Source organism: Saccharomonospora sp. NB11, from assembly GCF_015910535.1.
Taxonomy (GTDB): Bacteria; Actinomycetota; Actinomycetes; order Mycobacteriales; family Pseudonocardiaceae; genus Saccharomonospora.
On sequence record NZ_JACBJG010000015.1, the window covers coordinates 1 to 21,870 of the forward strand.

At 67.0% G+C, this 21,870-nt stretch carries 23 protein-coding genes; 14 read left to right on the forward strand and 9 right to left on the reverse strand.

From position 1 onward, the window contains the following. The 8 genes from JAV51_RS20335 to JAV51_RS18880 form a co-directional block, all read left to right on the forward strand. The coding region (locus JAV51_RS20335; protein WP_255535035.1) for a polymorphic toxin-type HINT domain-containing protein at positions 1-1,761 on the forward strand (1,761 nt) is incomplete at its 5' end. Positions 1,762-2,957: 1,196 nt separating this feature from the next. After that, entirely contained in the window at positions 2,958-3,485 is a 528-nt protein-coding gene (locus JAV51_RS18850; protein ID WP_005438055.1) for an SMI1/KNR4 family protein, read from the forward strand. 648 nt (positions 3,486-4,133) lie between these two features. Further along, positions 4,134-4,568 carry an HINT domain-containing protein gene (locus JAV51_RS18855; protein ID WP_231642680.1) on the forward strand — a complete coding sequence of 145 codons (435 nt, stop codon included), beginning with the start codon at positions 4,134-4,136 and terminating at the stop codon, positions 4,566-4,568. A gap of 69 nt (positions 4,569-4,637) precedes the next feature. After that, complete coding sequence (locus tag JAV51_RS18860; protein WP_197322085.1) at positions 4,638-5,066, forward strand: hypothetical protein; 429 nt, start codon at positions 4,638-4,640, stop codon at positions 5,064-5,066. A gap of 390 nt (positions 5,067-5,456) precedes the next feature. Beyond that, complete coding sequence (locus JAV51_RS18865) at positions 5,457-6,215, forward strand: UbiA family prenyltransferase (protein WP_307845932.1); 759 nt, start codon at positions 5,457-5,459, stop codon at positions 6,213-6,215. A gap of 101 nt (positions 6,216-6,316) precedes the next feature. Next, complete coding sequence (locus JAV51_RS18870; protein WP_197322086.1) at positions 6,317-7,018, forward strand: methyltransferase domain-containing protein; 702 nt, start codon at positions 6,317-6,319, stop codon at positions 7,016-7,018. 130 nt (positions 7,019-7,148) lie between these two features. Next, entirely contained in the window at positions 7,149-7,574 is a 426-nt protein-coding gene (locus tag JAV51_RS18875; RefSeq protein WP_197322087.1) for a Fur family transcriptional regulator, read from the forward strand. An 11-nt stretch (positions 7,575-7,585) separates the two neighbouring features. Continuing rightward, positions 7,586-9,055, forward strand: coding sequence for a catalase (locus JAV51_RS18880; RefSeq protein ID WP_197322088.1), 1,470 nt, complete (start codon positions 7,586-7,588; stop codon positions 9,053-9,055). Between the two features lie 67 nt (positions 9,056-9,122). On the opposite strand, the gene JAV51_RS18885 is transcribed toward JAV51_RS18880, so the two are convergent. Together JAV51_RS18885 and JAV51_RS18890 are read right to left on the reverse strand one after the other, a co-directional pair. Further along, entirely contained in the window at positions 9,123-9,653 is a 531-nt protein-coding gene (locus JAV51_RS18885; RefSeq protein ID WP_197322089.1) for a gamma carbonic anhydrase family protein, read from the reverse strand. An 85-nt stretch (positions 9,654-9,738) separates the two neighbouring features. Further along, the gene (locus JAV51_RS18890; RefSeq protein WP_197322090.1) at positions 9,739-10,188 is read right to left on the reverse strand and encodes a DoxX family protein; all 450 of its coding nucleotides are present in this window, start codon (positions 10,186-10,188) and stop codon (positions 9,739-9,741) included. Positions 10,189-10,277: 89 nt separating this feature from the next. On the opposite strand from JAV51_RS18890, the gene JAV51_RS18895 reads away from it, so the two are divergent. Then, positions 10,278-10,754 (forward strand): MarR family winged helix-turn-helix transcriptional regulator, encoded by a 477-nt coding sequence (locus JAV51_RS18895; protein WP_197322091.1) that lies wholly within the window; start codon positions 10,278-10,280, stop codon positions 10,752-10,754. A gap of 15 nt (positions 10,755-10,769) precedes the next feature. Here the strand turns inward: JAV51_RS18895 and JAV51_RS18900 are convergent, their stop codons facing one another. From JAV51_RS18900 to JAV51_RS18920, 5 genes are read right to left on the reverse strand one after another with little or no spacing between them, the layout of a single operon-like run. After that, positions 10,770-11,312: a putative immunity protein gene (locus JAV51_RS18900; RefSeq protein ID WP_197322092.1), complete on the reverse strand. Its 543-nt coding sequence runs from the start codon at positions 11,310-11,312 to the stop codon at positions 10,770-10,772. 28 nt (positions 11,313-11,340) lie between these two features. Next, positions 11,341-11,970 (reverse strand): response regulator transcription factor, encoded by a 630-nt coding sequence (locus tag JAV51_RS18905; RefSeq protein ID WP_197322093.1) that lies wholly within the window; start codon positions 11,968-11,970, stop codon positions 11,341-11,343. A gap of 1 nt (position 11,971) precedes the next feature. Next, on the reverse strand, positions 11,972-13,246 hold the full coding sequence (locus tag JAV51_RS18910; protein WP_197322094.1) for a sensor histidine kinase: 1,275 nt from the start codon (positions 13,244-13,246) through the stop codon (positions 11,972-11,974). Between the two features lie 2 nt (positions 13,247-13,248). Next, positions 13,249-13,983 carry an ABC transporter permease gene (locus tag JAV51_RS18915; protein WP_197322095.1) on the reverse strand — a complete coding sequence of 245 codons (735 nt, stop codon included), beginning with the start codon at positions 13,981-13,983 and terminating at the stop codon, positions 13,249-13,251. Between the two features lie 10 nt (positions 13,984-13,993). After that, entirely contained in the window at positions 13,994-14,899 is a 906-nt protein-coding gene (locus JAV51_RS18920) for an ABC transporter ATP-binding protein (RefSeq protein ID WP_197322096.1), read from the reverse strand. 164 nt (positions 14,900-15,063) lie between these two features. On the opposite strand from JAV51_RS18920, the gene JAV51_RS18925 reads away from it, so the two are divergent. Then, positions 15,064-15,744 (forward strand): thiamine pyrophosphate-dependent enzyme, encoded by a 681-nt coding sequence (locus JAV51_RS18925; RefSeq protein WP_197322097.1) that lies wholly within the window; start codon positions 15,064-15,066, stop codon positions 15,742-15,744. Then, the gene (locus JAV51_RS18930; protein WP_197322098.1) at positions 15,741-16,625 is read left to right on the forward strand and encodes a transketolase family protein; all 885 of its coding nucleotides are present in this window, start codon (positions 15,741-15,743) and stop codon (positions 16,623-16,625) included. The genes JAV51_RS18925 and JAV51_RS18930 overlap by 4 nt, the downstream gene beginning before the upstream one ends. 43 nt (positions 16,626-16,668) lie before the next feature. On the opposite strand, the gene JAV51_RS18935 is transcribed toward JAV51_RS18930, so the two are convergent. Both JAV51_RS18935 and JAV51_RS20410 read right to left on the reverse strand, forming a co-directional pair. Further along, positions 16,669-17,934: an MFS transporter gene (locus JAV51_RS18935; protein ID WP_197322099.1), complete on the reverse strand. Its 1,266-nt coding sequence runs from the start codon at positions 17,932-17,934 to the stop codon at positions 16,669-16,671. 200 nt (positions 17,935-18,134) lie between these two features. Continuing rightward, on the reverse strand, positions 18,135-18,269 hold the full coding sequence (locus tag JAV51_RS20410) for a hypothetical protein (RefSeq protein ID WP_255535036.1): 135 nt from the start codon (positions 18,267-18,269) through the stop codon (positions 18,135-18,137). A gap of 312 nt (positions 18,270-18,581) precedes the next feature. Between JAV51_RS20410 and JAV51_RS18940 the strand changes: the two genes are divergently transcribed. The 3 genes from JAV51_RS18940 to fahA are packed head-to-tail and all read left to right on the forward strand — an operon-like array spanning position 18,582 to position 21,816. After that, positions 18,582-19,778: a homogentisate 1,2-dioxygenase gene (locus JAV51_RS18940; protein ID WP_197322100.1), complete on the forward strand. Its 1,197-nt coding sequence runs from the start codon at positions 18,582-18,584 to the stop codon at positions 19,776-19,778. Beyond that, positions 19,745-20,641 carry a hypothetical protein gene (locus JAV51_RS18945; RefSeq protein ID WP_307845933.1) on the forward strand — a complete coding sequence of 299 codons (897 nt, stop codon included), beginning with the start codon at positions 19,745-19,747 and terminating at the stop codon, positions 20,639-20,641. The genes JAV51_RS18940 and JAV51_RS18945 overlap by 34 nt, the downstream gene beginning before the upstream one ends. Beyond that, positions 20,638-21,816, forward strand: a complete 1,179-nt coding sequence (gene fahA, locus JAV51_RS18950) for a fumarylacetoacetase (RefSeq protein WP_197322101.1) — start codon at positions 20,638-20,640, stop codon at positions 21,814-21,816. Before JAV51_RS18945 ends, fahA begins: the two co-directional genes overlap by 4 nt. Positions 21,817-21,870 lie beyond the last annotated feature (54 nt).

The following is a 21,870-nucleotide window of genomic DNA, read 5'->3' on the forward strand; positions in this document are numbered from 1 at the left end:
CGGTCTTACAGTCCGTTCGGACAGCGGCAGGCTGAGGCGGGAACGCAGCCTGCGTTGGGTTTCCAGCACCAGTACACCGACCCTGACAGCGGGAACGTGAACATGGGTGCGCGGTGGTATCAGCCGGCCACGGGCACGTTCGCCAGCCGCGACACCGCAGGCCTGGACCCCCGGGATGTGGGCAACGCCAACCGCTACGCCTATGCGAGCGCAGACCCGCTTGGACGCGTCGATCCGAGCGGATATCTCTCTTGGAGCGGTATCTGGGAGGGCATCAAGGAGATCAGCGGTTACAACGATGTCGTCCGTTGTATTGGTGGTTCGTGGGGTGGTTGTGCCTGGGCTGCGGCGGGTCTGATCCCGGTCAGCAAAATCGGTAAGGGATTCAAGGTCGTCACGGGTGGGAAAGCGGCCACCAAGGGGAAGAAGGCTGACTCACTTCCGAAGGCGGACCCGCCGAAACCGCTGACCAGTGCGCAACTGAAGGGAATCTTCGACAGCTGGACCAGCGGTTGGCGGAATCTGACCAAGACGTTGAAGGCTGCGGTGAAACGCGCGGTCTCGCTCTGCGGTGGACGCTGTGGTGTCGCGGTAGCACGTGCAGTCAATGGCGTGCTGGGCAAGGGTGCCGTGCGGGTTGGTTCACGGGCGGAGGCGCATGCTGCTGCGGCCGCGATGTCGGCCGCGAGGTCGTCGGACGCGGCTGCGGCTGCTGCGGCGCGCGCTGCGCGGGTGCGTCGCGATGTATTGACTCCGCACAAACGTCCGGAGCCGACTCGCACATTGTCGCCGGAGATTCGCAAACGTCTTGATGCCGTGCAGAACGAGAAGCCCATCGATCTGGGTGTGGTCGTTCCAAGATCGAGTGCGGATGATTTCGCCGATGCGATTACCACGCATGTTCCGATCAGCGCACCGAGGGGAGGCCCTTCCCCAGGGACGGGCAGGGGCGACTTCGAGTGGAGTGCGTCGTGTACGTCGAACAGTTTCGTGCCGGGCACGAAGGTGGTGATGGCGGGCGGGTCGACCAAGTCGATCGAGGAGGTCGAGCTCGGTGACTACGTGTTGGCTACCGATCCGGAGACCGGGGAGTCGGTGTCGCGGAAGGTGACGGCCACGATCACTGGTGAGGGCGAGAAGACGCTTATCGAGGTCACCGTCGATATCGATGGTGAGGCTGGGGATGCGGTGGAGACGATCACCGCCACCGACGGTCATCCGTTCTGGGTTGCGGACCTGGAAGAGTGGGTTCCGGCCGGGGAGTTGCGGAGTGGTGACTGGCTACGCACCGGCTCCGGCAGTTGGGTCCAAGTCCAGAATATCGACACTCGGACCGCGCATCAGCGGGTCCACAACCTCACCGTCGACGACTTCCACACCTATCATGTGGTGGCGGGCGAGACACCGGTCCTCGTCCACAACTGCGGCGGTACTATTGAGCCAAGTTTGGTGAGGTTCTCCCAAGATTCTGTCAGCCCTCGATTCAGCTCTGGAGAGACCATTGAGCAGACAGCTGCCGCGTTGAGGTCTGGTTATCTCAAGGCAAATGATCTGCCAACGGTGCGACTGACTGTCAAAGGAGGGCAGGTGTATGCGCTCGACAACAGAAGGCTCGTGGTCTTCCAGAAGGCTGGTACACCAATGCCATTTCGTATGGCGACGTCTGACGAGGTGGCTAATGAAGCGTGGAAGTTCACTACAAGGAATGAGGGACGGTCAATCATGATTAACTACTTCGATCCGCTGGAGTGGACGCCATGATATGGCATGATGACGCCTTGAACCAGGTGCAAAATCGCGAAGACCTAGCTCGGTTCCTGATTGATCTGGCAGAACAGATTCGAGACGGTAGACTCGCGATTGAGAACGCTGCAACCGTTGACTTTGTCGACTCGGCTGGGCGGTGGGCGCGTTCGATGGACGGGTTCTTCAGCAACGTGATAGGAGAGTCAGTTCCCGAGACTCCGGACTGGGCGATGGTTGCCGCGATGTTTCGGGCTGCGCTCGTGTACGAATAGTTCTTCGGTCCATTTCGCGATGAGAGATTCCATTGCATGTCCTCGTTGTGATCAGGGTTCGGTTGATCAATGCAGGGTTTTGTCAACGCAGAGCGTAATTTGGGTATGTGATGAATGTGAGGCGCTATGGTGGTCTAGGGAAGATGTGGGGGTTTCGTCTTTTGCTGACCTTTCCGTGGTGCTTGAAAGTATGGGCGTTAGGGTTTCTTGGGATCAGCTAAAACCCTTACTGAATTAAGAGCCCCTAACACATTCGGTTTAGGAGTCTGCGCCAGCAGATGATGCTGGTGGCGAGGGCGAGGAGGCCGTGGTGGATGTCGGTGCGGCGTTCCCGGCGGGTGTCCAGGCGGCGGAACTGACGCAGCAGCGCGAGGGTTTGCTCGACAACCCAGCGCACGGCCTAGTTGTGTCACAGGTGCCGCGTCGACTGGTCAACGGGCGGATACCGCGCTGACGTAGCAACTGGCGGTGTTTTCGTGGTCGTAGCCGTGGTCGGAAAGACCACGGCGGGCTTGCGGCGTGGCTCAAAATGCGAACTACTCCCCAGGTGATCGAGGGGGTAGCAGTGCCGATCCAGCGGTATATTGGTATAGGGGCAAGGTGGAATACGCGGCAATTTAGTTACAGTCCGAACTTGAATTACTCGAAAGTTGATGGCCGCGCCGAATTCGAAAGGCAAGCTTGGCTAGAGGCGCGCCGCCAGCGGATTATTGACGATGTCAACACGCCTCACGCTAAACCCCCTAAGACGAAAAGCATTGTTGACAGTATTCAGAGGGCTATCGAGCTCGCTAAAAGTACCATAATCGACCTCGGTGTTATTAACCCATATTCGAACGATGATTGTAGCTCCATCCCCTTGGGTGCTACAATTTCTGCGCATGGAATGTGAAATTTGCTCTAGATGTCACAATGGTCAATAGGAAAAGGTGAGCTGAGGTGTCTGTGGCGGAGTTGGCGCGATGGGCAAATGTCTCGTATCCGCAGGCGCCGGGTGAGGTTGACTGGAATAATGTCTCTGAAGAGCTTCGCGCTCTGATGCCAAGTGATTATCGAGAAATGATCGACACGTTCGGGGGTGGGAGTTTCGACCGGCATATCTGGATTCACTCACCTCGAGGGCGAGGGGAGCCTTATGATCTTGTGTCCGGGGCGATCGAGCGGGAAATGGCGCTGGAACTCCTCTGGGAAGCTGGGGAGGAGGTTCCTGCTGCGATCGACCGGGAAAACGACAGGCTGATCGCCTGGGCAAGCACTGGTGACGGTGAGTACCTCTACTGGCTAGTGCCCGAGAAGAATGACTCTCAGGTCCGTCGGCGGATTGCGGTTCAGGATTATGACGGAGACTGGGAGTTCTTCGATTTTTCGTGCACCGAGTTCTTGCTCCGATGGATCAATGGGCAACTCGATACGAATTTGATATCCAGTGCATTCGCGGAGTTTGAGCACTCGTTTATTCGTTATTGAGTCTTGGTTCATGGCGGAGGGTTGCTGTGGGGAGATGTGTGCCCGTCAGCCCAAGGCAGATATCCCCGCGTGTTTGAACTCATGGGCCGATTTTGACCGGGTTCTCGCGCTAACCTTGATGAGGCGTGGTGGAAACTGCATGTATGCCGCCAAATTGAAGAATTGCTAGAGGGTCTGCCGTCACTTCCCGTTGGTCGTAGTCGATGTGACTTTGGTAGCTAGGAGATCGCCTTTGCGGAGGCGATTTCGCGTGGCGCGTGCAGCCGGTCGGTTCGGGTGGTGCCGAGGGCTGATGGGCGTCTGCCTCAGTAAACGGGCGGAGCATTTGGGCGTGGTGTAGTGCTCTTGATGTTCTGGGCGATGTTGCGGGGCAGTTCGTCTTCGCGGACAGTCTGCGCGAGGGCAAACTTGGGACCCGAGTACACGTAGGTCACGGTCGAGGGGACACCTGTTCTGACGGTACGGGTGGTGTTGGTCGTGAACCCATCTAGCAAGGGTTCCATTCATCTGTCATGTCGGCTGTCGAACTGGTGCAGCAAGTTGGAAGAGGTTCAGTGCGCCGATTGATTTGGGTGTGGTGTCGCCCGAGTCGAGTGCGGACGATTTCGCCGATGCGATCCGGCCGGGGAGTTGCAGCGTGGTAACTGGTTGCGCACCGGCTCCGGCAGCTGGGTCCAAGTCCAAAATACCGACACTCGGACCGCGCATCAGCGCGTCCACAACCTCACCGTCGACGACCTCCACACCTACCATGTGCTCGCAGAGGCCACCCCTGTCCTTGTCCACAACTGCAATAGCGCAGCTCTTCATGATGTAGCGAACATTGTCCATGGCCTCGATAACAATGTTTATTTCCACTACACGAGCGAGAGGGGGCATAGTGGCATCATGGCCGATGACGGTGGTCTCAGGCTTCGCGCTAATTCTGCCGGAAAAGTTCATGTGACGCAGTCTATGGGGGCCCTGGCGAGATTGAGCGCGACATCTTCATTGGCAGTAGAAGGTATGCCGGAAAAGCGGATTATGTATTTGTATTTCGCTTGCCGGGAGGTGTTGAGCTTGCTCCGGGTCTCAACCCAATGAGCTGATCGCGAGAGAGTCGCTCAAGGTTCCGGCAGAGAACGTCCTATTTTATGGAAGGAACCCCTTCTGATGTCAGAGTTGATCGAGTTTGAAGATCTTGTTCAGATTGAGACGCTTCTCCGTGCGGGAATGGAGCTCAAGTTCGAGGTATCCGGTGACGAAAGTATTCTTAATGAAAGCCCAATTTATGCTTCAGCGTTGAATCGTCTCCGCGATGGGTTGATCTCGGGGTTGCGTTCGAATCATTTGGCGGGAAAGGCGCAGGCGGTGGGTGACTGGTATCAACTTTCATATCATAGAAATCGATGGGATGCTATTGCTCGTAGGGCCATCTCGCACCCGCATTGGGGAGAGCTTGATCCCGTCGATCTGCGTGAATGGATCGAGACGCTCGCCGCGCCGCTAAGTGTGGACGATGAAACTATGGCCGCCATTAAGGCGTCGGCTGACGAAATTGTCGCTTCGTGGGCAGGTGGCGGAGATTCCGCTGGCGAGTAGGCGGTGAGGCTTCGATGTCCTGGGACAGGATCTTTGGTAACGGCGAGAATCGTCTCGCCGGTGCGGGTCGGGCATGGGTCTGAGTCGGTCGAGGCTCGTCGAGATCGGCGAAGGCGGGTGCGGTCACGGTGTGGCTGGTGCGGCGGAGGGTGTTTACGGCGTCGAAAGCTAGTTCTGAGAGTTGTGTTCGTAGCGCGAGTGTGCACGTATCTGACCAGTTGATGCTGGCGAGCAGTATCGGAAGTCCAGCTCAACGACGTTCCACCACCTGGTGACCGACCGTCGCCTTCCGCCCGGACGGAACGCCCTGGCCGTGTCAGACTGCTTTCGTGCGAAGCGTCGCAGCGCGCTCTGGCGTTGGTGCGCGCGAGTCATCCCGAGCCATCCGTCGTGGCCACCGCCGTTGCTGCGGGGTTGGCCGTCAATACCGGACGCGATGCCGCGGGTGTCGTGACGGTCGCGGTGGCGGTGTTGGCTGGGCAGTTGTCGGTGGGCTGGCTGAACGACGTTCTCGACGCGGACCGTGATCGGCTCGCTGGGCGGATCGACAAGCCCGCCGTCACTCGAACGGTGTCCCGGCGTGCTCTGGCCGTGGCGACCATCGTCGCGGCGCTCGTGTGCATTCCCGCGTCGTTCGCTTCGGGGCCAGCCGCTGGGGCGGTGCACGTGCTCGCCGTGGCGTCGGCCTGGACCTACAACCTCGGACTCAAGTCGACGCCGCTGTCCGTGGTGCCCTACGCGGTGTCGTTCGGGCTGTTGCCGACCTTCGTGGTGCTCAGGCTGCCCGGTGCGCCCGCGCCGCCGTGGTTTGCCCGCCGTCGGCGCCCTGCTCGGCGCGGGGGCGCACACTTCACGAACGTGCTGCCCGACCTGGCGGCGGACGCGGCGACCGGGATCCGGGGACTGCCGCACCGGCTCGGGTCCGTCGGCAGCCGGACGGCGGCGGTGCTGCTGCTCGCCGCGTCGGTCGTGCTCGCAGCGACGGCGCCGGTGGTGCCGCTCGTGGTGGTCGGTGTTCCCGTGGCCGCGGCGGCGGGGCTCGCCCGCGCGCGTCGAGACGGGTCGCGGGCGGCGTTCCGTGGGGTGCGCGTGGTCGCTCTGGTCGACCTCGCGTGCCTGCTCACCGCCGGTCGCCCCATGGTGGCGTGAGCATTCACCGTGACGGTTTCTCGAAACCAGCCGGTGGCCTCGCGATCGGCCATACTGAATCGGTGCTCGCTTCTTTGGACGTCCGAACGCGGTCTCGCGCGGTGTCTCGCCGACGTCGCAACGATCCAGCGCAGTACGACGATCTCGCGGGTGAGTGGTGGAAACCTCGGGGCGCGTTCGCGGCGCTGCACTGGTTGGCCGAGGCGCGGGGTGCGCTGGTGCCGCCGGCCGAGCGGCCCGGTGCGGTGCTGGTCGACCTCGGCTGTGGTGCGGGGTTGTTGGCTCCGCACGTGGCGGGCAAGGGTTACCGCCACATCGGCGTGGACCTCGGTGCGGCCGGTCTCGTTGACGCCGCTCGGCACGGGGTGGCCGCGGTGCGCGGTGACGTGCTGCACGTGCCGTTGGCCGACGAGTGCGCCGACGTGGTCACCGCGGGGGAGATCCTCGAACACGTCCCCGACCTCTCGCAGGCGGTCGCCAAGGCGTGTCGGTTGCTCCGGCCCGGAGGTCTCCTGGTCATCGACACCATCGCGCCGACGGTGGCGGCGCGGGTGTTGATGGTGACCGTGGGCGAGCGCGTGCCCGGTGGACCTCCGCCGGGGTGCCACGATCCTGACCTGTTCGTCGATCCCGACAGGTTGGCGCGGGAATGTGCCGCGCACGGAGTAAATCTTCGGCTGCGGGGAATCACACCGCATGGTCTCGACGTCGTGCGGTGGCTGGCAGGGCGCACCGATCACGTTCGGATGCGGCCCACTCGGAACACGTCGGTGCTCTACCAGGCCGTCGGGCGACGTCGCTGACAACGCCGACAGCGCACCGTTCGCCGTCGGTAGGCAGTCGTTGACCGAGAGGGGAACGTGTGTTCGAGTTCACCGGCCTGGAGTCGTTCCTTTTCTTGAATGATTCCAGAAAGGGTGCCAGTCTGGGCCTATGCGACCCGCCCATCACGACCTGCTCCGCTCCGCCGGGCTGAGGGTTACCGCGCCCCGCCTGGCGGTGCTGGATGTGGTCGAAGCCGGCCCTCACGCGGACGCGGACACCATCCGCGGCCGGGTGGTCGATCGGCTGGGAGCGGTGTCGACGCAGGCGGTGTACGACATCCTGCACACCCTCACCGACGCGGGGATTCTCCGACGCACCGAGCCGGCCGGTTCGCCGAGCCGGTACGAGATCGCGACCGGCGACAACCATCACCACCTCGTGTGCCGGTCGTGCGGCGACGTCGTCGACGTCCCGTGCGCCGTCGGTGAGGCGCCGTGCCTGCACGCGAGCGATGACCGCGGCTTCCTCATCGACTCGGCCGAGGTCATCTACTGGGGCTACTGCCCAACCTGTCTGTCCCACTCCGCTTCCTAGAAGGAGGATGCATGTCCGACACCACCGGCACCCCGATCGACGCGACGCCGTCGACCCGCGAGAACGGTGCTCCCGCCGGCAGCGACCGCAACTCGCTGAGCGTGGGCAGCAACGGTCCGCTGCTGCTGCACGACGTCCGCCTGATCGAGACGTTGGCTCACTTCAACCGCGAGCGCGTGCCGGAGCGCAACCCGCACGCCAAGGGCGCGGGGGCGTTCGGTGTCTTCGAGACCACCGAGGACGTCTCGCGGTACACGAAGGCCGCGCTGTTCCAGAAGGGCGCCAGGACCGAGATGCTCGCGCGGTTCTCCACCGTGGCCGGTGAGCAGGGCTCGCCCGACACGTGGCGCGACGTGCGCGGGTTCTCGCTGAAGTTCTACACCAGCGAGGGCAACTACGACCTCGTCGGCAACAACACCCCGGTGTTCTTCGTGCGCGACCCGATGAAGTTCCCGCACTTCATCCGTTCCCAGAAGCGTCTGCCCGGCAGCGGTCTGCGGGACGCCACGATGCAGTGGGACTTCTGGACGCTGAACCCGGAGTCGGCGCACCAGGTCACCTACCTCATGGGAGACCGTGGTCTCCCACGCACCTGGCGGCACATGAACGGCTACGGCTCCCACACCTACATGTGGGTCAACGCCGAGGGCGAGAAGTTCTGGGTGAAGTACCACTTCAAGTCGAACCAGGGCGTCGAGTGCATGACCAACGAGGAGGCCGAGCGGCTCGCCGGGCAGGACGCCGAGTACCACCGGCGTGACCTCGCCGAGGCCATCGAGCGCGGCGAGCACCCGAGCTGGACGCTGTATGTGCAGGTGATGCCGTACGCGGAGGCGAAGGACTACCGATTCAACCCGTTCGACCTGACGAAGGTGTGGCCGCACGCGGACTACCCGCTCATCAAGGTCGGCACCATGACGCTGAACCGGAACCCGGAGAACTTCTTCGCCGAGATCGAGCAGGCCGCGTTCGCGCCGTCGAACCTCGTGCCCGGTATCGGCGTGTCGCCGGACAAGATGCTGCTCGGCCGTACCTTCGCGTACGCCGACGCCCACCGGGCGCGCATCGGCACGAACTACTTCCAGTTGCCGGTGAACCGTCCGAAGGTGAAGACCAACTCCTACACCTTCGACGGCAACATGACGTTCGAGCACTCGGGCACCGCGCCCGTCTACGCGCCGAACTCCTTCGACCGCCAGTGGGCCGACGAGACCGGCCCGGTGGACGACGGCTGGGAGTCCGACGGCGAGATGGTGCGCAGCGCCTACCAGCTCCACGCGGAGGACGACGACTTCTCCCAGGCTGGCACGCTCGTGCGTGAGGTGTTCGACGACGCCCAGCGCGACCGCCTCGTCGAGACGGTGTCGGGTGCGCTGGCCGACGTGAAGGAGCCGGTGCTGTCGCGGGCGTTCCAGTACTGGCGCAACATCGACGCCACCATCGGTGAGCGGATCGAGAAGGCGTACTTCGCCAACAAGTGAGTCACGGTCGCATGACGACGCGAGGGCCCACCGTCCCGTCCGGGGCGGTGGGCCCTCGTCGTGTGGGTCAGCTCGGGCGGGCTTCGGCGTGGGTGGCGGCGAGCGCGCGGTAGCTCTCGGCGTTGGCGCGGATGGCGGCCCGCTCCTCCTCGGTCGTCGAGCGCCGCACCTTGGCCGGGACGCCCGCGACGAGCGAGCCCGGTGGGATCTCGGTGCCTTCGAGCACCACGGCGCCGGCCGCGACCAGCGTTCCCTCGCCGATGGTGGCGCCGTTGAGGATCGTGGCGCTCATGCCGATGAGGCAGTCGTCGCCGATCTCGCACCCGTGCAGGACGGCGCGGTGACCCACGCTCACCCCCGAGCCGACGGTGACCGGGTAGCCGGGGTCGGCGTGGACGACGGTCCCGTCCTGGAGGTTGCTGCCGCGGCCGATGGTGATGCTGTCCATGTCCCCGCGCAGCACTGCCGTGTACCAGACGCTGGCGGCTTCGGCGACCGTGACCGCGCCCGCGAGCACGGCCGTCGGCGCGATCCAGGCGGCGGGATCGACCGTCGGGCTCGCGCCCGCGACGACGAGCGTGGTGGGTCCGTCCTGCATTGTGCTGTCCTTTCCGGTCAGGGCCTCGCTGCCGATGCCTGGTGTAGCACGACCGAGGTCGGGGCGAGGTCCTGCGGGCGGGCCGTCAGCGGTGGGCCGGAGACGGCTCGTCGGTGGTCGTGCTGCCCTTGCTGCTCAGGGCGTGATCGACGCTGAACCGGCCGCCGTTGAAGCCGAGGGCGAGCGCGGCGGCGGCCAGCAGGAGGACGAGCTCGACCCCGCCGCCGGAGACGAAGAAGCCCTGGCCGAGGTGCACGGAGAACAACGCGCCCAGCATCACGGCGGTCAGGAGGATGCCCGCGACCGGCAAGGCCGCACCGAGCAGCAACGCCGCACCGCCCAGGGTTTCGACCAGGGCCGCGAACCAGGCGGACACCTCGGGCAACGGAATGCCCATCTGGTCGAAGGAGGCGGCGGTTCCGTCGATGCCCCAGTCGAGGAACTTCTGCAGGCCGTGCGCGACGAAGGTGACGCCCACGACGACTCGGGCGAGGAGCAGGGCGAGATCACGGACAGGGCGTGGCGGCTGCGGCATCGGAAGAAGTCCCTTCGTTCGAACTCGAACAGTGTGGACCGAGAGTAGCGCAGTAGTTCGAATTCGAACAAGAATCATGGGGGCCTACCATGTCCGGCATGGCGGAACCCCGGTGGCTGAACGACCAGGAGATGAGGACGTGGCTCGCGTTCCTCGAAGCGAGTCACCTCGTCGAACGGCGCGTGGAACAGCAACTCCGCGATCGCGCCGGGATGTCCCACCCGCAGTACGAGATCCTCGTCCGGCTCGCCGACGCACCCGACGGCTCGATTCGGATGTCCGAACTGGCCGAACTCCTCGTGACGTCCAAGAGCGGGCTCACCTACCAGGTGGCGCAGTTGGAGAAGGCCGGATTGGTGCGCCGCTACCGCTGCCCGACGGACGACCGAGGCGTCAACGCGGCCATCACCGAGGATGGTCGGGACAAGCTGCGTGAGATCGCGCCGGACCACGTCGCCGTCGTGCGGGCGGCACTCGTCGACCTGCTCGACGCCGACCAGCAACGCGCCGTGGCCGACAGCCTCACCACGGTCGTGCGGGCACTGCGCGCGCAGCCGACGGGCTGACGGCGACGTCCGGACTCACGCGTTGCCGCGCAGGGACACGTCGAGTCGGCGGACCAGCTCGCCCACCCGACCGCCCCCGAGCGGTGCGGCCGGGTAACGACGCAGCACACTCACCACGGCCGGGGTCGCGAGTGCACGCACCCGCTTGAGGTGGTCCACGGCGGCGTCGGGGTCTCCGGTGGCGAGTTCGTGCGCGTGAGCGGCGTGCGCTGCCGACCCGAGAATGTGCTTGACCTGCGTCGCCTTCGCCAGCGGGTGGAGGAACGCGGCACCGGCCGCCGCCATCGCGGCGTTCGCCGCTTCGCTCGCCGCCGCGTGCCCCGACTCGCGGGCCTCCTTGGCAGCCCGCATCGCCGACCAGGCACCGTCGCGCAGCGCCTTGCTGCGACGGGCTCCGTCGGCGAAGGACTGCGCGGTCTCGATTGCGATCCGAGGGCGGTCGTCGTCAGGCTTCGCCTGCTCGAAGAGATCCAGCACGCCGTGGGCGCAGGCCACCGCGTAGGCGGTGACCACACGCAGGTCGGTCATGCTCAGTTCGACGGGAGTCTCCTGCGACATGACCACATCCTGGCGGAGGCGTGGTCCCTCAGGTGCGCGGTGTCAGATAGCCGCGCGAGAACGCCGCGGCCACGGCGGAAGCCCGATCGTTGACGCCGAGCTTGGCGAACACGTGCAGCAGATGCGTCTTGACCGTCGACTCGCTGACGAACAGCCGCTTCGCCGCCTCGCGGTTCGTCGCGCCCTCGGCGACGAGTTCGAGCACCTCCAGTTCCCGCTTCGACAGCGGTTCCGAGGCAGGTTGCCGCAGTCGCCCCAGCACCCGGGTCGCGACGGTGGGGGAGAGCACCGTCTGTCCCCGGGAGGCGGCCTCCACGGCGCGGAACAGCTCATCCCTCGGCGCGTCCTTCAGCAGATAACCCGTCGCACCCGCCTCGACGGCGGGCAGCACGTCGCTGTCGGAGTCGTACGTGGTGAGCACCAGCACCCGGGCCGTGACCCCGCGTTGCGCGAGTTCCCGGATGGCGGTGACCCCGTCGGTGCCCGGCATCCGGAGGTCCATGAGAACCACGTCGGGTCGCAGGCGTTCGGCGGCGGCCACGGCTTCCGCGCCGTCGGCGGCTTCGCCGAGCACCTCGAAGCGCGAATCGTTGTCGAACATGCTCCGCAACCCGTCCCGCACCACCGGATGATCGTCCACGATCAACAGTGAGATCACCTCACACCTCCGCTGGAATGGCGGGCACGGTCGCCGAGATCGCCGTGCCACCGCCCGGCTCCGACTCGACGTCCAACCGGCCCGCGAGACGTTGCACCCGCTGCCGCATTCCCACGAGTCCGTGGCCACCGCGCAGCGAACCGGTGGCGCGTTCGGCGTGCGGGTCGAAGCCCGCTCCGTCGTCACGCACGTCGAGAGTGACCACGTCCGCCATGTAGGAGAGGGTCAAAACCACCCTGTCGGCAGCCGCATGCTTGGCCACGTTGGTCAGCGCCTCCTGCGCGGTGCGGAGCAGCGCCACCTCGATGTCGGCGTGCATCGGCCGGGCGTCGCCGGTGACCGTCAGCGTCGCGTCGACGTCGTTCTCCTCGGCCCAGCGCCGGACCAGGTCGCGGATCGCGTCCGGGAGTCGGGACTCGGCGAGCACGGCGGGGCCCACGGCATGGACCGTGCGCCGAGCCTCGGTCAGGCTCTCGCGGGCCAGGGTCATCGCGGTGGTCAGGTGTCGTCGCACGGTGGACGGCTCGTGCAGCGTCTGCTCGGCTGCCTGGAGCTGGGCGAGAATTCCGGCGAGGCCTTGCGCGAGCGTGTCGTGGATCTCCCTGGCCATGCGTTGGCGTTCGTCCATCACCCCGGCTTCCCGGGCCTGGGTGAGCAGCCGGGCGTGCAGACCGGCGTTCTCCGCCAGCGCGGCCTCCAGCTTGAGGTTGGTCTCGTGCAGCTCGGTCAGCGCCTTCTTCTGGCCGCGGTCGCGTCGATCGCTCATCTCGGAGAAGTGGAAGAACGCCCCGGACAGCAGCGTGATCACGGTGGCGATGAGCAGCCAGTCCCACCACCCGCCGGCCAGGACCTCGTCCAGCCCACCCACGTACGACACGGCGGCGATGGACGCCGTGACGGCGACACCGACGTAGCGCCACCCGCCGCTCAGGCAGAGGAAGGCGTGGAGATAGCCGGTGAAGGTGAAGATGCCGTAGGACGGTGCGAGCACGACGAGCCCGGCCATCGCCGCCATGAGTCCCGCGTAGTAGACGCTCGTCATGCGGCCGTCGTCGCGGCGTGTCGGGCGGAGCCCGTGGAAGGCGAAGATCCAGACCGCGGTGGCGAGCGCGAGCCCGAGCACCGCCGGTCCGCCGGCGGGTTCGTCCCACAGCGGTTGCAGGAGCGTGAGGACGGTACCCGCCGCCAAGAGGAGGTAGGGGAGGACGCCGACGACCACGTTCTCCCGTTTCTCCCAGTGGTCGAACTCTCGGCGAAGTTCGGCCTCGATGCTCACGGCTACTCCCAGCGAAAGCAACGGGCGGCCACGCCGCCGGCCACGACCGTCCAGGCGAGCATAACAGCGAGATGCAGCAGCTCAGGCCACTGTCCGGCGGCCGCGTCCTGCAACGACTGCGCGCCCGCGCCCAACGGGGTGAAGTCACTGATCCGGCGGAGTACGTCGTTCATCGAGTCGCGGGGGATCCACAGCCCGGCGAAGAACAGGATCGGGCAGAACAGCAACGTCCCAGCGGCTCCCGCGCTCTTCCCGCTCGGAGCCAGCGAGGCGACCAGCAGTCCGAGGACGAACATCGCCGACGCCGTCATGACGTACGCGAGGACGTAGGCGACGGGGGCGGCGGGCAGGGTCACGTCGAACGCGACGCGCGCGACGGTCAGGACCACCAGCATCGTGGTGACCGAGACGGCCGTGGCCAGCAGCAGTTGGGCGCCGAGCATCGTCGCGGGCGTGACCGGGGTGGTGCGCAGGCGGCGCAGCACACCCTTCTCCCGGTAGGTCGCGAACTGCTGTGGCAGGACGGTCATCGCGATCAGGCCGATGCCCAGCACGACGACCACGGGTGTGTAGACGTCGATCGTCCGCAGTCCGTCGAGGCCGGGCTCCCGGAACGACGGGACGGCGCCGACGATGACGAGCAGCAACGGGGGAAGCCCGAGCGTGAAGAACACGCTCGTCGGTTCCCGGAAGAACAGCGTGGTCTCGGTGGCGCAGAGCCGGAGCAGTGCGGTCAACGTGGTGTCCTCACTCGAAGTGTCGGCCGGTGAGCGCGACGAACGCGTCGTCCAACGAGGCTTGCTCGATCCGGAGGTCGACGGCGGTGATCCGGTGGTGCACGAGCACGGTGGCCACGGCGTGGAGCAGGTTGCCGTGGCCGGTCACGACGAGCCGGGTCCCGGCGCGCTCGACCGACGTGACCTCCGGCAGCTCGGCCAGCGCCCGGAGATCCACCGGCGCGGAGGGTCGGAACCGGATGCGCTGCCGGTCGTCGACCCGCGCGATCAACCCGGCAGGGGAGTCCAAGGCGACGAGCCGACCGGACTCGATCACCGCGACTCGGTCGCAGAGCCGTTCGGCCTCCTCCATGAAGTGGGTGACCAGGAGGATCGTGACTCCCCGATCGCGGACGTCCTCGATGAGCTGCCAGGTGTCGCGGCGGGCCTGTGGGTCGAGGCCGGTGGTGAGTTCGTCGAGCACGGCCACCGTCGGGCCGCCGAGCAAGGCCAGCGCGATCGACAGCCGTTGTTTCTGGCCACCGGACAGCCGCCGGAACTGAGTGTCGATCTTGTCGGTGAGCCGCAGCGTGTCGAGCAGCTCCCGCCAGTCCACCGGCTTCCGGTAGAAGGAGCTGTACAGCCTCATGACCTCGCCGACCTCGATTTTGTCGGGCAGTGCGCAGTCCTGGAGCTGTGCCCCGAGCCGCTGCCGTAGTGCGTCGGAGTCGTCCTCGGGGTCGAGTCCGCAGATGCGGATCGTTCCGCCGTCCCGCCTGCGAAGCCCTTCGACGCACTCGACGGTCGTGGTCTTCCCCGCGCCGTTTCGGCCCAGGATGCCGAAGATCTCGCCCTGCTCGACGGCGAAGCTCACTCCGTTCACCGCGGTGTGGTCGCCGTAGCGCTTGACGAGGTCGTCCACCTCGATGATCGCCATGAGTCGAGCCTGCCGCCCCGGCCACGCTCACCGCATCGACCGGGCGGACACGGCTGCGACGGGGCGTGGTGGACCCGGGGATCTACCGTTCGGTGGATTCCCTGATCAGGCGCCACATTCGCCTGGTTGACCTCTAGTGCGCTGGAGGAACCAGAGTGGAGCATATGAGCATGACTCTCGGTTCCACTCTGGAACAACTGATGACCCGGTTGACCGGGGACGAGAAACATTCCCACGCCGCAACGTCCACGTTGGACGTTCTGCAGGTGCTCTACGACCGCGTGCTGCGACACGACCCCGCGAACCCGGAGGATCCGGATCGGGATCGTTTCTTCCTCAGCAAAGGCCACGGCCCCATGGCGTACTACGCCGTGCTCGCCGCGCACGGCTACTTCCCCGTCGAGTGGCTCGACGACTTCGGCTCCTTCGACTCGCCGTTGGGGTACCACCCCGACCGCAATCTCGTTCCCGGAGTGGAGATCTCGTCCGGCTCGCTCGGCCACGGGTTGCCGCTCGCGGTCGGCGCCGCGCTCGCGTTGCGCGTCCAGGGCCGCGACTCGCGGGTGTTCGTCCTGGTCGGTGACGCCGAGCTGGACGAGGGATCCAATCACGAGGCGATCGAGTTCGCCCCGGCGGTCGGGTTGGACAACCTCACCGTGATCGCCATCGACAACGACTCGTCGTCGTATGCGGTGCGGGGTCGCATCGCCGAGCGGTTCGCCGTCAACGGCTGGCAGGCCCTCACGGTCGACGGCCGCGACCACGCCGACATCGAACACGCTCTTCGGCACGTCACCCCTCGGGTGCCGACCGCCGTCATCGCCCGAGTGGAGGACAAGGAATGAACCCGCGCGAACAGTTCGCTGCCACCACGACCGCCCTGCTGGACGAGCGGGCCGACACCGCGCTGGTGTACGCGGAGGTGTCCGGCCAGTACTTCGGGGACGCCACCAAGGCGCATCCGGACCGCGTGATCAACGTCGGCATCCGGGAGCAGCTTCTGGTGAGCGCCGCGGCGGGGCTCGCCCTGACCGGGATGCGGCCCATCGCGCACACCTTCGGTCCGTTCCTGGTCGAGCGGGCCTTCGAACAGATCAAGCTGGACTTCGGGCACCAGGGAGTGGGAGGGGTTCTGGTCGGCTCGGCGGGCTCGTTCGACGTCGCCGTCGGCGGTCGGACCCACCAGGCTCCGGGTGACGTCACGCTGCTCGACACCCTTCCCGGCGTGACCGTCCACGCGCCGTCCACCGACGCCGAGGTCGACGCCGCGTTGCGGGAGGCCGTGGCGGGCGACGGACTGCACTACGTGCGCGTCACCGGGCAGACCAACCGGGAGACCTTCCCCGTCGGTCCCCGGCTGCACGAGGTGAAGCGCGGCGAGCGCGCGGTGGTCGTGGCTCTCGGGCCGGTGTTGGACGACGTGTTGGCCGCGACGGCCGACCTCGACGTCACCGTGCTCTACACGAGCCGGGTGCGGCCTTTCGACGGCGCCACCCTGCGAGCGGCGTTGTCGAGCACCGACGTCGTCGTGGTGGAGCCGTGGCTGGCGGGAACGTCGGCCCACGTGATCGCCGAGGCCCTCGCCGACCGACCCCACCGGTTGCTCGCTCTGGGGGTGTCCCGCGACGAGGAACTCCGCCGCTACGGCAGCCCGAGCGACCACGTGCGCGCCCACGGTCTCGACGCGGCGGGAATCCGTCGCCGACTCGACGCCTGGCTCGGCTGAATCGGCCGCGGCTCGACGGTGCTCGCGTCAGGAAGGGCTCGCGTCAGGACGGCGTCGACGCGGGCCGCTCGGCACGACTGTGCGTGCCGGTGAGGAACCAGTTCACCGCGCCCGCACCGGCGACGATGGTCGCGGCGACCGCGGGCAGCAGCAGCGCTGCGGACGTTCCGGCACGTTCGGCGATCTCTCCGGTGATCGCCGAACCGAGGGACTGTCCGACGATGACCCCTGATCCCAGCATGGTCATCACGGTCGCCGTGCGACCGGCCGGGCTTCGGTCCGCCCCGAAGCTGTACTGGGTGACCAGCGTCGGCCCGATCCCGATGCCGAGCAACGCCAGCGCGCCGATCATGCCGGGGACGTCGTCCACGAGGAGCAGCAGCAGGGTTCCGGTGAGCAGGATCGCGGAGAACGTCGCCCACCGGGCGCGCAGGGAGAACGTGGTGGGCAGCGCGGCGACGCCGAGCGCGAACCCGGCGGAGCCGATGCCCATGATCCCGTAGAGAAGCCCGGCCTGCTCGGAGACACCGCGGTCGGCCATGAACGACGTCAACGACGTCAGCATCGTGCCGAAGAAGGTGCCGACGCCGAAGATGCCGATCACGACCACGAGCAGGCGGGCGCGGAACAGGTCGCGGACCGGGGAGGGGGCCGCGCCGCTCGGTCCGCGGGTGGCCGACACGAGACGACCACTCGGGTGCAGAGCGAATGCGCCGACGAACATCACCGTGAGCACCGCGGCGCCGACGAGCGGCGCCCAGGGGGCGAGAGCCGATGCGAGCAGTCCGACGACGAACGGGCCGATCACGAATACGGTCTCGTCCGCCGCCGACTCGTACGCCATCGTCGACGACAGGGTCTTCGCGCGCCGGGTGGGAGGAATGCGGTCGGTGATGAGGGTGACCAACCGGGACCGGGACAGAGGTGCGACCTGCGGTGCCGTGGCTCCGATGCCGAACCCGACGGCCAGCACGGCGAGATCCGACGCGTCGCTGTAGGTCACGAAGGCGAAGGCCACGAGCATCGCGGCGTTCGCGGCGGCGAGTACGAGCAGGACCCGCCGCTGTCCGAACCGGTCGGCGGCCGCGCCCGACAGCGCACCGAAGCACGCCGTCCCGGCGCCGACGGCGGCCGAGGTGAGGCCACCGAGCGACACCGACCCTCGCGCGGAGACGACGACGGTGAGCACACCGACGACCATCATCGCGAACGGCAACCGAGCCATGAACGCGATGAGGAAGTAGGGCAGTCCCGCCGTGCGCAGCAGGCTGGTCGGCTGGGGAGTGACGGGATCGAGCGTCTGAGTCATCGGACACCTCCACGGATGCGGTGGTTGTGCCGCCGCTGTCCGTCGGGATACCGAGGACCGGTAGATGCACAAATCGGTCGAGGGCCGCGTGGTGCGGCCAGCGGAACACCGTACTCGACGCGGGGAGCCGACGTGTGACGGGGCAGGCCTGCGTCGGACCGTGGTGCCGGGCGGTACGTCACCGTCCGGCACCAGCCGCCTCAGTCCTTGACCTTCACCCCGTTGCTGCTGCGACGACGGCGGTACCCGCGGTTGCGGTTGCCGCCGCACGCCACCAGCACGGGCATGGCGAGGAAACCGGCGAGCAGCGCTCGGCGGTTCAGACGCTTGGTCACGATGAATCCCCCAACGTTCATGTTGATCTTGAACGGCGTCGGAAGAGTAGCGCACGCCAGGTCGTGCAGGGGACGATCGGGGAGACGACGGCCCGGTAGTTCACATATGTACTAAAGCTCACCGCGGCGCGTCCCGGTCGGGGTGAACGGTGGGTGTCGGCCGTCGGTGAGCGGGGCGAACGCCGTCGAGTGGTGGTCGACGAGTCGTGAGACGCGACGCTTCCCTCGGAAGTAGTAAATGTGTTTACTATGTGGTCGCGTGGGGCGTCCGGCGCCGGGCGGTCCGCGACGCGACTTCCAAGGAGGCAGGTCATGGCGTACTACCGTCAGGTGGGTCACGTGCCGCCGAAGCGACACACCCAGCACCGGGACGAGAACGGCACCCTCTACTACGAGGAACTCATGGGGGAGGAGGGCTTCTCGTCCGACTCCTCGCTGCTGTACCACCGGCACATCCCGTCGGCGATCGTCGACTCCCAGGTGTGGGAGCTGCGCGACCAGACGACGACGCCGAACCACCCGCTGAAGCCTCGTCACCTGAAACTGCACGACCTGTTCGGCGACGAGTGGAAGACCACCGACGTGGTCACCGGGCGCCGCCTGATCCTCGGCAACGCCGACGTGCGCATCTCGTACGTGGTGGCGGGAACGGCGTCCCCGTTGTACCGCAACGGAATCGGCGACGAGATCGTCTACGTCGAGTCCGGCGACGCGATCGTGGAGACCGTGTTCGGGGCGTTGCGGGCCACCACCGGCGACTACGTCGTGCTCCCGATGTCCACCACCCATCGCTGGCTGCCGCAGGGTGATCAGCCGCTGCGGGCGTACGCGATCGAGGCCAACAGCCACGTCGCGCCGCCGAAGCGCTACCTGTCCCGGTACGGCCAGTTGCTGGAACACGCGCCGTACTGCGAGCGTGACCTGCACGGGCCGACGGAGGTGCTGACGGCCGAGGGCGCCGACGTCGAGGTGCTGCTCAAGCATCGCGGGCCGGGCGGGGTCGTGGGCACGCGCCTGGTGTACCCGAACCATCCGTTCGACGTCGTCGGCTGGGACGGCTGCCTCTACCCGTACACCTTCAACATCAACGACTTCGAGCCCATCACCGGGCGCGTGCACCAGCCGCCGCCCGTGCACCAGGTGTTCGAGGGGCACAACTTCGTCGTGTGCAATTTCGTGCCGCGCAAGGTGGACTACCACCCGCTGGCCATCCCCGTGCCGTACTACCACTCCAATGTGGACTCCGACGAGATCATGTTCTACTGCGGAGGCGACTACGAGGCGCGCAAGGGCTCGGGCATCAACCAGGGTTCGATCTCGATCCACCCGGGCGGACACTCGCACGGTCCGCAGCCGGGCGCGTACGAGCGCAGCATCGGTGTCGAAGCCTTCGACGAGCTCGCCGTCATGGTCGACACCTTCCGCCCGCTCGAACTCGGCGAAGGGGCGTTGGCCTGCGAGGACCCGAACTACGCGTGGACCTGGTCCGGGCGAGGGCCGCAGCAGTGATCCCCGCCTTCGCCCGAGGACTGTGCGACGACGCCGCGATCTTCCCGCCGGGATCGTCGCCACTGGCCGACGCCGTGCCCGCGCACGTGCGGCACCGCCACGCCCCGTACGCCGAGCTGGTCGGCCCGCTGGTGATCTCGGCGACGGCGTCGCGAGCGCTGCCGGACCTGCTCCCCGTCGAGGGCGGGCACCGGCTCGACCTCGCGGTGACCTTCCCCGAGGGGCCTGCGACCGTGCCCGCCGTGATGGAGGCCGTGACGGCGCTCCCGGTGGATGTTCGCGCGCTCGAAGTGGCGGTGCCAGAGGGTGTCACCGCCGTCGAGCTGGTCGGCGCGCTCGACGCGGCGGGTGTCGACGACACCGTCGAGGTGTTCGTGGAGGTCCCCCGCGACGCGCGACGGGCCGACGTGATCGCGGCGCTGGCGACCACGCGGTACCTGGCGAAGTTCCGCACCGGCGGGGTCAGGGCGGAACTGTATCCCGACGAGGTCGAACTCGCCGCGGCGATCACGGCGGTCGTGGGCGCGGGTGTGCCGTACAAGGCCACGGCGGGACTGCACCACGCCGTGCGCAACACCGACCCGGACACCGGCTTCGAGCAACACGGCTTCCTCAACCTGCTGCTCGCGACCGACGCCGCGCTGCGTGGTGCGGACGAGAGCGACCTGGTGCCGATCCTCGCCGACCGCGACGGCTCGGCGCTCGCCGAGCGCGTCACGGCACTGACCGACGACCGGGTGGCCGCGACGCGGGCGACGTTCCGGTCGTTCGGCACGTGCAGCGTGGACGAGCCGCTGACCGAGATGATCGACCTCGGCCTGGTGCCGAACGCGGTGTCTCCCACTGACGAAAGGACCGTATGACCGCCATCGAGATTCCCGACGGCTCGCTGTTCGGGCTGAACAACCTGCCCTACGGCGTCTTCTCCACCCCGGGTGCGCCGCGTCGGGTCGGCGTGCGCGTGGGGGACACCGTCGTCGACCTCGCCGCGACGCTCGGCGACGACGTCTTCGCCCGGCCGACGCTCAACGCCTTCATGGCGCAGGGACACCGACGCTGGGTGGAGGTGCGTGAGCGGATCACCGAGCTGGTGTCGGGCGACGTGCCGGACGCGGCCGTGCACTCGGTCGACGAGGTGACACTCCACCTGCCCGTCGAGGTCGGCGACTACGTCGACTTCTACGCCTCCGAACACCACGCCACCAACCTCGGCAAGCTGTTCCGCCCCGGCTCCCCGCCGCTCATGCCGAACTGGAAGCACCTCCCCGTCGGCTACCACGGCCGCGCGGGCACCGTGATCCCGTCCGGCACCGACATCGTGCGCCCGTGCGGCCAACGCAAGGCGCCCGACGAGGACACCCCCACGTTCGGGGAGAGCAGGCGACTGGACATCGAGGCGGAACTCGGCTTCGTCGTGGGCACCGGCTCGGAGCTGGGCAGGCCCGTGCCGACCGGCGAGTTCGGCGAGCGGGTGTTCGGCGTGGTGATCGTCAACGACTGGTCGGCACGCGACATCCAGGCCTGGGAGTACGTGCCGCTCGGCCCGTTCCTCGGCAAGAGCTTCGCGACGTCGATCTCGCCGTGGGTGGTGCCGCTGCTCGCCCTGGAGGCCGCGCGGGTCGACACGCCGACGCAGGACCCGGAACCGCTGCCGTACCTGACGGAGACCTCGCCGTGGGGGTTGGACATCGAGCTGGAGGTGGAGCTGAACGGCGAGGTTGTCAGCCGTCCGCCGTACCGGGAGATGTACTGGTCGCCCGCGCAGATGCTCGCGCACCTGACCGTCAACGGCGCGTCCTCGCGCACCGGTGACCTGTTCGCCTCGGGGACCGTTTCCGGCCCGGAACGCGACCAGCGCGGCGCCTTCATCGAGCTCACGTGGGGCGGCAAGGAACCGCTTCGGGTGGCAGGAGAGGAACGGACCTTCCTCCAGGACGGCGACGAGGTCGTGCTGAGGGCCAGCGCGCCCGGTGTGGGCGGTGGTCGGATCGGCTTCGGCGAGGTCCGCACGCGCATCCTGCCCGCGACGCACACCTGAGCGGCGGGACGCCCGCCGGTCACGAAGGAAGGCCCCACCCGTCAACGACGCCGG